Origin of the sequence: Streptomyces alfalfae (genome assembly GCF_004127445.1) — a bacterium.
GTDB lineage: Bacteria > Actinomycetota > Actinomycetes > Streptomycetales > Streptomycetaceae > Streptomyces > Streptomyces alfalfae.
The window spans coordinates 287,246-299,635 of the sequence record NZ_QEXM01000043.1 but is presented as its reverse complement, the minus strand read 5'-3'; the positions used below and the strand labels follow the sequence as shown (position 1 = coordinate 299,635).

General features: G+C 69.9%; 10 protein-coding genes. 5 read left to right on the top strand and 5 right to left on the bottom strand.

Translation table 11 applies throughout. The annotated features are described in order from the left end of the window. The first annotated feature begins 18 nt into the window (after positions 1 to 18). From DCW30_RS24285 to DCW30_RS24265, 5 genes are all read left to right on the top strand, one after another. Positions 19 to 570: a SigE family RNA polymerase sigma factor gene (locus tag DCW30_RS24285; protein WP_076683477.1), complete on the top strand. Its 552-nt coding sequence runs from the start codon at positions 19 to 21 to the stop codon at positions 568 to 570. Further along, the gene (locus tag DCW30_RS24280) at positions 567 to 1,424 is read left to right on the top strand and encodes a hypothetical protein (protein WP_076683476.1); all 858 of its coding nucleotides are present in this window, start codon (positions 567 to 569) and stop codon (positions 1,422 to 1,424) included. The genes DCW30_RS24285 and DCW30_RS24280 overlap by 4 nt, the downstream gene beginning before the upstream one ends. Before the next feature lie 97 nt (positions 1,425 to 1,521). Next, positions 1,522 to 2,355, top strand: a complete 834-nt coding sequence (locus tag DCW30_RS24275) for a pectate lyase (RefSeq protein WP_076683474.1) — start codon at positions 1,522 to 1,524, stop codon at positions 2,353 to 2,355. Positions 2,356 to 2,614: 259 nt separating this feature from the next. After that, positions 2,615 to 5,101 (top strand): alpha-L-arabinofuranosidase C-terminal domain-containing protein, encoded by a 2,487-nt coding sequence (locus tag DCW30_RS24270; protein WP_076683472.1) that lies wholly within the window; start codon positions 2,615 to 2,617, stop codon positions 5,099 to 5,101. Positions 5,102 to 5,132: 31 nt separating this feature from the next. Next, entirely contained in the window at positions 5,133 to 6,209 is a 1,077-nt protein-coding gene (locus tag DCW30_RS24265) for a glycoside hydrolase family 43 protein (protein ID WP_076683471.1), read from the top strand. 57 nt (positions 6,210 to 6,266) lie between these two features. Here the strand turns inward: DCW30_RS24265 and DCW30_RS24260 are convergent, their stop codons facing one another. The 5 genes from DCW30_RS24260 to DCW30_RS24240 are packed head-to-tail and all read right to left on the bottom strand — an operon-like array spanning position 6,267 to position 12,355. After that, positions 6,267 to 7,436, bottom strand: a complete 1,170-nt coding sequence (locus DCW30_RS24260) for an aldose epimerase family protein (RefSeq protein ID WP_076683466.1) — start codon at positions 7,434 to 7,436, stop codon at positions 6,267 to 6,269. Positions 7,437 to 7,474: 38 nt separating this feature from the next. Then, positions 7,475 to 8,704 (bottom strand): multiple monosaccharide ABC transporter permease, encoded by a 1,230-nt coding sequence (gene mmsB / locus DCW30_RS24255; RefSeq protein WP_062780452.1) that lies wholly within the window; start codon positions 8,702 to 8,704, stop codon positions 7,475 to 7,477. Between the two features lie 9 nt (positions 8,705 to 8,713). After that, a complete protein-coding gene (mmsA, locus tag DCW30_RS24250) occupies positions 8,714 to 10,276 on the bottom strand; it encodes a multiple monosaccharide ABC transporter ATP-binding protein (RefSeq protein ID WP_205576577.1) in 1,563 nt (520 codons plus the stop codon). After that, positions 10,273 to 11,382 (bottom strand): multiple monosaccharide ABC transporter substrate-binding protein, encoded by a 1,110-nt coding sequence (chvE, locus tag DCW30_RS24245; RefSeq protein WP_076683464.1) that lies wholly within the window; start codon positions 11,380 to 11,382, stop codon positions 10,273 to 10,275. Before chvE ends, mmsA begins: the two co-directional genes overlap by 4 nt. Positions 11,383 to 11,386: 4 nt before the next feature. After that, positions 11,387 to 12,355, bottom strand: a complete 969-nt coding sequence (locus tag DCW30_RS24240; RefSeq protein WP_103557366.1) for a hypothetical protein — start codon at positions 12,353 to 12,355, stop codon at positions 11,387 to 11,389. Between the last annotated feature and the right edge of the window lie 35 nt (positions 12,356 to 12,390).

The following is a 12,390-nucleotide window of genomic DNA, read 5'->3' as shown; positions in this document are numbered from 1 at the left end:
GTGGAAGAGAGGACACCTATGCCTTCGGCCGCCGACGACGCGGCCGCCGAGTTCCATGCCTTCTTCGAGCGGCACTATGCCGAACTCGCCCGCCTGGCACACCTGTTGACGGGCGAGGCAGATGGCGCGGACGATCTGGCGGCCGACGCGCTGCTCGCGCTCTGGCACCGCTGGGACCGGGTGCGTGCCGCCGACCACCCCGCGGCCTACGCCAGGGGCGTCGTCGCGAACATGGCGCGCAGCCGCATCCGCAGCGCCGTTCGCGAGCGCCGCCGCGTCACGCTCTTCTGGTCGGGCCGGGGCGAGGACGTGGCGGACCCCGACATCCCCGCCGTGGTCGACGTGCGGGACGCGCTGCGCGCGCTGCCCTTCCGCAAGCGGGCCTGCGTGGTGCTGCGGCACGCCTTCGACCTCTCCGAGAAGGACACCGCCCAGGCCCTCGGCATCTCGGTGGGTACGGTGAAGAGCCAGACGTCGAAGGGCATGGCGGAGCTGCAGCGGCGCCTCGGCCCGCAGGCCGCGTGGGAACGGGTGCGCGCCGTCACGGCGGACACGGGGGGAAGCACATGAGGGACGACGACAACGAGGTGCGCAGGCGGCTGCGCGGCGCCGCCCAGGCACACCGCCCCGACCGGGAGCGGATGCGCGCCCGCGTCGAGCAGGGCATGGCGGCGGGGCCGCGGCCCGAGCGGCAGTCGAAGGCGTCCCGCAGGGCGGGCGCGTCCTGGCTGCGCGCGGTGACGGCGACGGCCGCCGCGGCCGGCGTCTGCGCGGTCGGCGGGTACGGCGTGGCATCGGCCCTGCGCGCCGACGAGGCCGGCCGGAGTTCCGTGGCGACCACCGCGACGCCCGACACGCCGCCCCCCGCGGCGAGCGAGCGCGAGCACGACCCCGCGCCGCCGACCCGCCGCCCCAGCGGCACCCCGGCCACGCCGCCGGCTTCCGGGCCCCCGAAGTCGGCCCGGCCCCCGTCCGGCGGCGCGTCCTCGCGGCCCGCCGACCCGCCGCGCACCTCCACCGAGGTGCCCGCGGCGGAACTGCTCTGGGCGGACGGGTCCGTCGACCCCGGGTCGAGCGAGTACTGGTCGCAGGGTGAGATCACCCTCAAGGCGAGGAAGCCGCTGACCTCGCTCACCGTGGAGCTGCGCGTGGACGGGGCCGCGAAGGTCGAGGACACCGGCAACTGGCGCTCGCTCCCGGAGGAGGACTTCGACGTCGCGGTGGGGGAGCGGGAGGGCTTCCTCGTCTACCGGTGGACGCTGAAGGCCGGGCGGACGGTGCCGGTGGGCGAGCACACGTTCGCCGGGCAGTACAACCACCCGGACGGGAAGCGGGACGCGCACGGGGACCGCTACCGGATCGCGGCGGGCGCCAAGGGCGAACGGACCCAGTGGAAGGGCGACTTCGCCCCGCAGGAGGACTGATTCCCCGGCTTGATCATTTTTTTCGGAGGGCGGCAACCCTTCCCCGGCGGGCGGCGACCAGAAGACGCACACTTCTGACCACCGAAGGAACCCGGACATGACTTCACCAGCCAACGGGCGCACACGCCACCGCCGCAGCCGGACCCGCCGCCGCGCCCTCATCGGCGGCGTCGCGGCGCTCGGCCTGACCGGTGCCGCCCTCGTCACCACCTCCGTCATGACGACGTCCGCGGAGGCGGCCACGGCCTGGCCGGAGGCCAGGGGCAAGCAGGCGGTGCCCGAGACCATCGAGGTCTCCGGCACCCGCGACGGCGGGCTCAAGCGCTTCTACGGCAGCGGCGACCTCGGCGGCGACGGCCAGGGCGAGGGCCAGGACCCGATCTTCAAGCTGAAGGACGGGGCCACCCTGAAGAACGTCATCATCGGCTCGCCCGCCGCCGACGGCATCCACTGCCAGGGCAGCTGCACGCTGGAGAACGTGTGGTGGGAGGACGTCGGCGAGGACGCCGCCACGTTCAAGGGCAAGTCGGCGAGCTCCACGTACACCGTCAAGGGCGGCGGCGCGCGCAAGGCCGACGACAAGGTCCTGCAGTTCAACGGCGCGGGCAAGCTGGTCGTGACCAAGTTCCAGGTCTCCGATTTCGGCAAGCTGGTGCGCGCGTGCGGCAACTGCTCCCAGCAGTACAAGCGCGCCGTCGTCATCGACGACGTCGACGTCACCGCCCCCGGCAAGTCGATCGTCGGCATCAACACCAACTACGGTGACACCGCCACGCTGCGCAACGTCCGCGTCTACGGCGACAAGAACAAGAAGATCAAGACCTGCTCCCGCTTCAAGGGCAACAACACGGGTGCGGAGCCGGTCGAGACGGGCCACGGCCCCGACGGCACGTACTGCAAGTTCACAGCGGCGGACATCACCTACAAGTAGGCGACCGCCGGCAGCCGACCGCGTGAGGACGTCCCCTTCCCGAGGGGGCGTCCTCACGCGTCGGGCGTTCTCGTATGTCCGTCATGTCGAACAATGGTCGTCAGTCCGAACGACCGTAGGGCCGCGAGAGGTCCGCGTCAACGCTTCTTTCGAGGTTCGTCCCAGCCGTTGACGCACGCTCCTTCCGCTTCCTACATTCCCTTCCTGTTCGAAGTGTTGACCAATGTTCGAAATGACGAACGACCCGACAGGGGATGACATGGCGCACAGACGACGGAGACTCGGTCTCACCGTCGGGGTCCTGCTGGCCGGCACACTCGCCGCCAGTCCCGGCGCGGCGGCCGAGGCGACCGACTACACGATCGACGTCGACACCTCGCGCACCGGCGCGAAGATCGACGACTCGATGTACGGCGTCTTCTACGAGGACATCAACCGCGCCGCCGACGGCGGGCTCTACGCGGAACTCGTGCAGAACAGGTCCTTCGAGTACGACACGGCGGACAACCGCTCCTACACGCCGCTGACCTCTTGGGACACCAAGGGCGCCGCCAAGGTGGTGAACGACGGGGGCCGCCTGAACGAGCGCAACCGCAACTACCTCACCCTGGCCGCGGACGCCTCCGTCACCAACTCCGGCTACAACACCGGCATCGCGGTGCGCAAGGGCGAGCGCTACGACTTCTCGGTCTGGGCCCGCACGGACGGCGCCGGACGCGCACCGCTCACCCTCACGCTGCACGACGCCTCGGGCGAACTCGCCTCCGCTCGCCGGGTCGCCCCGCGGGGCGGCTGGGCCAAGCACGAGGTGTCCTTCACCGCCAAGCGCACCTCCGCCACGGGCCGGCTGACGGTCGCGTCCGGCGGCGCGCCCGTCGCGCTCGACGAGATCTCCCTCTTCCCGCGCGACACCTACAAGGGCCGCGAGAACGGCCTGCGCAAGGACCTCGCCGAGAAGATCGCCGCCCTGGAGCCCGGCTTCCTGCGCTTCCCCGGCGGCTGTCTGGTCAACACCGGGAGCCACGAGGCGTACGAGGAGAAGTCGGGCTGGCAGCGGGCCCGCTCCTACCAGTGGAAGGACACCATAGGCCCGGTCGAGCAGCGCGCGACCAACGCGAACTTCTGGGGCTACAACCAGAGCTACGGCCTCGGCTACTACGAGTACTTCCAGTTCGCCGAGGACACCGGCGCCATGCCGCTGCCCGTCGTGCCCGCCCTGGTGACCGGCTGCGGCCAGAACAAGGCCACCGACGACCCGGCGCTCCTGAAGCGGCACATCCAGGACACCCTCGACCTCATCGAGTTCGCCAACGGCCCCGTCGGCAGCGAGTGGGGCAAGAAGCGCGCCGAGATGGGCCACCCGGAGCCGTTCAAGCTCACCCACCTCGGCGTCGGCAACGAGGAGAACCTCCCCGAAGAGTTCTTCGCCCGCTTCAAGCAGTTCCGCGCCGCCATCGAGGCGAAGCACCCGGAGATCACCGTCGTCTCCAACTCGGGGCCCGACGACAGCGGCACGGTCTTCGACAAGGCCTGGCAGCTCAACCGCGACGCCGACGTCGCGATGGTCGACGAGCACTACTACAACAGCCCCCAGTGGTTCCTGGAGAACAACGACCGCTACGACTCCTACGACCGCCAGGGCCCCAAGGTCTTCCTCGGCGAATACGCCTCACAGGGCAACACCTTCGGCAACGCGCTCTCCGAGGCCGCGTTCATGACCGGCATCGAGCGCAACGCCGACGTCGTGAAGCTCGCCTCGTACGCCCCGCTGCTCGCCAACGAGGACTACGTGCAGTGGAAGCCCGACATGATCTGGTTCGACAACGACCAGTCGTGGGGCTCGGCCAACTACGAGACGCAGAAGCTGTTCATGCGCAACGTGGGCGACGAGGTCGTCCCGTCCGAGGCCTCCGGCACGCCCGCGACCTCCGGACCCATCACCGGCGCCGTCGGCCTGTCCACCTGGGCGACCAGCGCGGCCTACGACGACGTCCGGGTCACCGGAGCGGACGGCGAGCCCCTGCTCACCGACGACTTCTCCGCCGGTGACGCGAAGTGGAGCAGGGCCGCGGGCCGCGGCACGTGGGCCGTCGAGGACGGCGCCTACGTCCAGTCCGACGCGAGCGCCGAGAACACCCTGGTCACCGCGGGCGACAAGGGCTGGCAGAACTACGACCTGACGGTGAAGGCCACCAAGAAGTCCGGCAAGGAGGGCTTCATGGTCGCCTTCGGCGTCAAGGACACCGGCAACTACTACTGGTGGAACCTCGGCGGCTGGAACAACACCCGCTCCGCCGTCGAGAAGGGCGTGGACGGCGCCAAGCAGACGCTGATCGAGGACTCCACCACCATCGAGACGGGCCGCGCCTACGACATCCGCGTGGAGGTGCGCGGCCGCCAGGTGACGCTCTACCTCGACGGGAAGAAGTGGGGCTCCTTCACGGACGACAAGGCCGCCGAACCCTTCCGGCAGGTCGTCACGCGCGACAAGGCCACCGGCGACCTCATCGTCAAGGTCGTCAACGCGCAGGGCTCCGAGGCCCGCACCCGGATCGACCTCGGCCGGGGCGCGAAGGTCGCCGGGAAGGCGAGGGTGACGACGCTCGCCGCCGAACCGGGCGCCGAGAACACCAAGGACAAGACGCCGGTGAAACCCGTCGAGTCGGTGTTCAGGGGCGTCGACGACTCCTTCTCGTACACCTTCCCCGCCCACTCGATCACGTTCCTGCGCATCAAGACCGGCTGAGCCACCTTCTTCGGAGAGGCAGAACACCGACGTGAACACCCATGACCACCACCCCGGCCGCAGAACGCTCCTGAAGGGCGGCCTCGCCGTGGGCGCCGCCGTGACCGGCTCGCTGGCCCTCGGGCAGGGCGGCGCCCTCGCCGCGGCCCCCGGCGCACGCAAGGCGGCCCGCGCGGTCAACCCGCTCGTCCCGCACCGCGCCGACCCGCACATCCACCGCCACGGCGACGGCCGCTACTACTTCACGGCGACCGCCCCCGAGTACGACCGCATCATCCTGCGCCGCTCCCGCACCCTGGCCGGCATCGCCACCGCCGAGGAGTCCGTCGTGTGGCGGCGCCACACCAGCGGGGACATGGCCGCGCACATCTGGGCCCCGGAGATCCACCACATCAACGGCAAGTGGTACCTCTACTTCGCCGCCGCGCCCGCCGACGACGTGTGGAAGATCCGCATGTGGGTCCTGGAGAACGGCCACCGCGACCCGTTCAAGGGCACCTGGACCGAGAAGGGGCAGATCAAGACCGCCTGGGACACCTTCTCGCTGGACGCCACGACGTTCACCCACCGCGGCTCGCGCTATCTCGCCTGGGCGCAGAAGGACCCGGGCGAGAACCACAACAGCGCCGTGTTCCTGTCCCGGATGGCCGACCCCTGGACGCTCACCGGACCCCAGGTGCGGCTGACCACCCCCGAGTACGACTGGGAGTGCGTCGGCTTCAAGGTCAACGAGGGCGCCTCGTTCCTCCAGCGCAACGGGCGCGTCTTCATGACGTACTCCGCGAGCGCCACCGACGCCAACTACTGCATGGGGCTGCTGACCGCGAGGGCGGGCAGCGACCTTCTCGACCCGGGTTCCTGGACCAAGTCGCCCCGGCCGGTCTTCACCAGCGACGACACGACCAAGCAGTACGGCCCCGGCCACAACTCGTTCACCGTCGCCGAGGACGGCCGCACGGACGTCCTCGTCTACCACGCCCGCCAGTACCGGGACATCGTCGGCGACCCGCTGAACGACCCCAACCGCCACACCCGCATCCAGCGCCTGAAGTGGAACGCGGACGGCACCCCGGACTTCGGCGTGCCGGTGGCGGACGGCCCCGTATAGGACACGACGAGGGCGGCACGGACACCGGCCGGTGTCCGTGCCGCCCTCGTCGTGGGGTCAGCGTGCCGAGAAGACGTGCACCGTGCTCGACCGGTAGGTCTCACCGGGGCGCAGCACCGTCGAGGGGAACGACGGCTGGTTCGGGGAATCGGGGAAGTGCTGGGTCTCCAGGCAGAGCCCGTCGCCCTGCCGGTAGGTGCGGCCCGAGGGCCCGGTGAGGGCGCCGTCGAGGAAGTTGCCGGAGTAGAACTGCACGCCCGGCTCGGTCGTGGCGACCTTCATCGTGCGGCCGGAGTCCGCGTCCCGCAGCGTCGCGAAGTGCTCGGGGGCGCGCGTGATGCCCTTGTCGAGCACCCAGTTGTGGTCGTACCCCTTGGCGGTCACCAGCTGCGGGTGGGCGGCGCGGATGTCCCGCCCGACCGTCTTGGCCCGCCGGAAGTCGAAGGGCGTGCCGGCCACCTTCGCCAGCTCACCCGTGGGGATCAGACCGGCGTCCGTCGGAGTGAACTGGCGTGCGGCCAGGGTGAGTTCATGACCGTAGATGTCGCCGCTGCCCTCGCCCGCCAGGTTGAAGTACGTGTGGTTGGTGAGGTTCACGACCGTGGCCTTGTCGGTCGTCGCCGCGTAGTCGATCCGCCAGTCACCGCGGGCGGTGAGGGTGTACGTCACCTTCACGCGCAGCGTGCCCGGGTAGCCCATCTCGCCGTCGACGCTCACGTGCCGCAGGACGAGGCCGACGCCGGTGGCGTCCGTGAACGGCTCCACGTCCCACACGCGCGTGTTGAAGCCCTTCGCGCCGCCGTGCAGGCTGTTCTCGCCGTCGTTCACGGAGAGCTGGTGGGTTGTGCCGTCCAGGGTGAAGCGGCCCCGGGCCACGCGGTTGCCGTAGCGGCCGATCAGGGCGCCGAAGAACGTGGTGCCCGCGACGTACTCCTCGATCGAGTCGTAGCCGAGGGAGACGTTGGTGTGGCGGCCGTGGCGGTCGGGAATCTCCAGCGACTGCACGACGCCGCCGTAGGAGAGGACCTTCAGCCGGGTGCCGCCGTTCGCCAGCGACCAGCGGTAGACCTTCGTTCCGTCGGCTAGCCTGCCGAAGAGTTCCCGTACCGGCTTCGACGAGGGCGCGGTCCGCGCGCCGCCCTCCGCCGCGTACGAGGTGCCGGTGACGGCGGCGGTGAGACCCGCCGCGGCGGCGCCGGCCAGGACGGTGCGTCTGCTCGTTTCCATGTGCGGCTCCAGGAGTTGAGGGGTGGGAAGAGGAGGTGCTAGCGGCCGACCTTGCGCTTGTTCCACACGTCGAAGCCGACCGCGGCGAGCAGCACGAGACCCTTGATGACCTGCTGGTAGTCCGTGCCGATGCCGACCAGGGACATGCCGTTGTTCAGGACGCCGAGCACCAGGCCGCCGATGACCGCGCCCATGACCGTGCCGACGCCGCCGCTCATCGACGCGCCGCCGATGAACGACGCCGCGATGGCCTCCAGCTCGAAGTTGAGGCCCGCCTGCGGGGTGCCCGCGTTGAGCCGCGCCGCGTACACACAGCCCGCGAGCGCCGCGAGGACGCCCATGTTGACGAAGACCAGGAAGGTGACGCGCTTGTCCTTGACGCCGGAGAGCATCGCGGCGGCCTTGTTGCCGCCGAGCGCGTAGACGTGCCGACCGACGACCGCGTTGCGCATCACGTAGCCGAGGCCGATGAGCAGCCCGCACATGATCAGCATGACGACCGGGACGCCGTGGAAGCTGGCCAGCGTCAGCGTGAACGCCACCACGGCCGCCGTCATCGCCACGCACTTCGCCACCCACAGGCCCTGCGGCAGCACGTCGAGCTCGAACGCCTGCTGCCGCCTGCGGTCCCGCACCTCGCGGAAGAGGAGGAAGGCGATGGTGGCGAGCCCCAGCAGCAGCGTGGGGTTGTGGTACTGCGTGTACGGGCCCATCTCCGGGATGAAGCCCTTGGCGATGTTCTGGAAGCCGTCGGGGAACGGCGCGAGGGACTGGCCCTCGAGGACGATCTGCGTCAGACCGCGGAAGAGCAGCATGCCGGCCAGCGTCACGATGAACGACGGGATGCCGACGTAGGCGATGAAGAAGCCCTGCCAGGCGCCCGCCACGGCGCCGATGAGCAGCGAGAGGACGAGGGCCAGCACCCACGGCATGTCGTGTTTGACCATCATCACCGCCGACATGGCGCCGACGAACGCCACCAGTGAGCCGACGGACAGGTCGATGTGACCGGCGATGATGACGATCATCATGCCGATCGCCAGGATGAGGATGTAGCCGTTCTGCTGGATCAGGTTGGAGACGTTGTTCGGCAGCAGCAGCGTGCCGTCGGTCCAGATCTGGAACAGCACGACGATGAAGGCCAGGGCGATGAGCATGCCGTACTGGCGCATGTTGGAGCGCATGCTCTGGATCAGCAGCGCGCCCGCCCGCTGCGTGACGGGCGGCGGGGCGGACGAGTCCCGCGGGGGAGTGGTCGTGGTGGTCATGGCAGGCCCTCAGCTCTTGCTTCTCGTCTTGGTCATATGGCGCATCAGGACTTCCTGGGTGGCCTCCGCACGCGTGACCTCACCGGTCAGGCGGCCCTCGGCCATCGTGTAGATCCGGTCGCACATCCCGAGCAGCTCGGGCAGTTCCGAGGAGATGAAGAGGACCGCCTTCCCCTGCGCCGCGAGCCGGTCGATCACCGTGTAGATCTCGAACTTGGCGCCCACGTCGATGCCGCGCGTCGGCTCGTCGAGGATCAGCACCTCGGGATCGGCGTGGATCCACTTGCTCAGGACGACCTTCTGCTGATTGCCGCCGGAGAGCCTGCCCACCTGCTCGAAGACGGTGGGCGTCTTGATGTTCATCGACTTGCGGTAGCGCTCGGAGACCTGGCGCTCGTGGTGCTCGTCGACCACGCCGCGCCGCCGCATGCCGGGCAGCGAGGCCAGGGAGACGTTGCGGTTGATGTTGTCGATGAGGTTCAGGCCGTACCGCTTGCGGTCCTCGGTGACGTACGCGATGCCCGCGTCGACGGCCGCCGGGACCGTCTTCGTGACCACCGGGCGGCCGTTGACCGCCACCGTCCCCGCCACGTACTGCCCGTACGAGCGCCCGAAGACGGACATCGCCAGCTCCGTGCGGCCCGCGCCCATCAGGCCCGCGATGCCGACGATCTCGCCGCGCCGCACGGTCAGCGACACGTCGTCGACGACCGTGCGCTGGTGGTCCACGGGGTGGCGCACCGTCCAGCCCTCGACGGACAGGGCGAGCTCGTCCGCGTCCCGGCCCTCATAGGGGGTGCGGTCGGGGAAGCGGTGGTCGAGGTCGCGGCCGACCATGCCGCGGATGATGCGGTCCTCGGACAGTTCGGCCGCCGCCTCGGGGGAGTGCCGCACCGTCAGCGACTCGATGGACTGCCCGTCCCGCAGGATCGTCACCGTGTCGGTGATCTGCCGGATCTCGTTCAGCTTGTGCGAGATGACGATGCTGGCGATGCCCTGCTCGCGCAGCTCCACGATCAGGTCGAGGAGCTTCGCGCTGTCCTCGTCGTTGAGCGCCGCCGTGGGCTCGTCGAGGATCAGCAGCTTCACCTCCTTCGACAGCGCCTTGGCGATCTCCACGAGCTGCTGCTTGCCCACCCCGATGTCGGAGACCGGTGTCTGCGGCTTCTCGTGCAGGCCGACCCGCTTCAGCAGGGCGCTCGCCCGGCGCAGGGTGTCGTTCCAGTCGATGAAGCCGCGCTTGGCCTGCTCGTTGCCGAGGAAGATGTTCTCGGCGATCGACAGATAGGGGACGAGCGCCAGCTCCTGGTGGATGATCACGATGCCGTGGCGCTCGCTGGCGCGGATGTCCTTGAACGCCACGGGCTCGCCCTCGAAGAGGATCTCCCCGTCGTAGCTGCCGTGCGGGTGCACGCCGCTGAGCACCTTCATCAGCGTCGACTTGCCGGCGCCGTTCTCCCCGCAGATCGCGTGGATCTCCCCGGGCCGCACGGTCAGCCGTACGTCGGAGAGCGCCTTGACGCCCGGGAACGTCTTGGTGATGCCCCGCATCTCCAGCAGCGGGGCGCTCACTTCAGCTGTCCCGCCGTGAAGTACCCCTCGTCGACGAGGAGCTTCGTGTTGGACTTGTCGACGCTCACCGGCTTGAGCAGGAAGGCGGGGACGGTCTTCTCGCCGTTGTGGTAGTCCGTGGTGTTGTTGACCTGGACCTTCTTGCCGGTCAGCACGGCGTCGCCCATCTTGACGGTCTGCGCGGCCAGCTTGCGCGTGTCCTTGAAGACCGTCTGCGTCTGCTCGCCCCGGATGATGGACTTCACCGACGCCAGCTCCGCGTCCTGGCCCGTGATCACCGGCAGCGGCTCGCTCCCGGTGCCGTAACCCGCGCTCTTCAGCGCCGAGATGATGCCGATGGAGATGCCGTCGTACGGCGAGAGCACCGCGTCGACGCGCTTGTCGCCGTAGCTCTTGCTGATCAGGTCGTCCATGCGCTTCTGCGCGGTGCCGCCGTCCCACTTCAGGGTCGTGGCCTGGTTGATCCTCGTCTGCTTGCTGCGGACGACGAGCTGACCGCTGTCGAAGTACGGCTTCAGCACCTTCATGGCGCCGTTCCAGAAGTACTTCGTGTTGTTGTCGTCCGGGTCGCCCGCGAACAGCTCGATGGACCGGGGGTCGCCGGCGCCCTTCTCGGGCTCGCCGAGCTTGAGCTTGTCGACGAGGTACTGGCCCTGGAGGCGGCCGACGCGCTCGTTGTCGAAGGACGCGTAGTAGTCCACGTTCTCCGTGCCCAGGATGAGCCGGTCGTACGAGATCACGGGGATGCCGGCGTCGTGCGCCCGCTTCAGCACGTCGGTGAGCGCCGAGCCGTTGATCGCGGCGACCACGAGCAGCCGGTGCCCCTTGGTGATCATGTTCTCGATCTGGGCGACCTGGTTCTCCACCTTGTCGTCGCCGTACTGCAGGTCGGTCTCGTAGCCGGCCTTCTTGAACTGCTCCGCCATGTTCTTGCCGTCGGCTATCCACCGCTCGGAGGACTTGGTGGGCATCGCGAGACCGATCGTGCCGCCCTTGCCGTCATCCGGTTTGTAGCGGCTGCCGCCCTTGGCCTCCTGGCCGCAGGCGGCCAGCGAGAAGGTGAGCAGCGCGGCGACGGCGGTGATGCCGAGAGTGCGGGTGCGCATGGGTTCAGTCCCCTTCCGGGACGGGGAAACGGCACAGCTCGCCGGGGAGCCGCGAACCGAGCGGCGACATGCCGCCGTCCGCGCCGTGCCGGGCGAGCAGATCCAGGGCGAGCCGGCCCCTCCTGACCCGCTCCCGGGCCGTGGCGAGGGCGTGCTCACGCAGATGGGCGCCGTACGGGTAGATGCCGGCGGCCTTGGAGAGGCCGAACTTCACATACAGCGGGGCGCCGCGCCTGATCAGCTCGGCGACCTCGTACATCCGGACGTAGCCGCCGAGGTCGTCGGGCGCCTCGACGTACATGTCCATGGGGGCCCGGCTGACCCGGCGGATCTCGGTGAGGTGCGCCAGGGGCAGATCGGACGGCACATTGAGCGAGTCGGCGCCGAGCCGCTCGTACACGGCGTACGAGGCGGGGTTGACCGGTCCGGTCAGCGCGGACAGCTTGAAGGTGGTGGCGGCGGGGAGCACACCGGTGGCGCGCAGCCTGTGCAGCGTCCACAGCACGCCCTCGTCCGCGACGAGCAGGCACCGCACGCCGAGTTCCGTGGCGCGTACGGCGTCCTCGACGCACCCGGCGAGCGCGTCGTGGCCGCGGGCGCGCAGCCCGGCGCCGCCGGAGTCGGTGCGCGTGGAGCCGCCGATGTCCCAGGTGCCGCGCGGCCCGGTGAACAGGCAGAGCTCGATGTCGCGCTCGGCGCAGGCGTCCACCATCTCGGTGATCTCGACGTCGCGGAGCATCCAGACGCCGCTGCCCTGGCTGATCCGGTGCACCGGCACGTCGAGCCGCGCGCTCTCCTTCAGCACGGCGGCGAGCGCCTCTGGCCCCTCGACGGAGGGGATCTCGGTGCGCCACGTCCCGCCGTCGGGGAACGTGTGCGGGGAGGCGTCGGCCGCCTCGACGGGCGGCACGGGGTGCCCGATGCGGGCGAGGGCGTCGGCGCCGGGGCGCCGGGGTACGGACGGGGCAGACACGGTACTCCAATGGTTCGGTATCACGAACAGGGTTC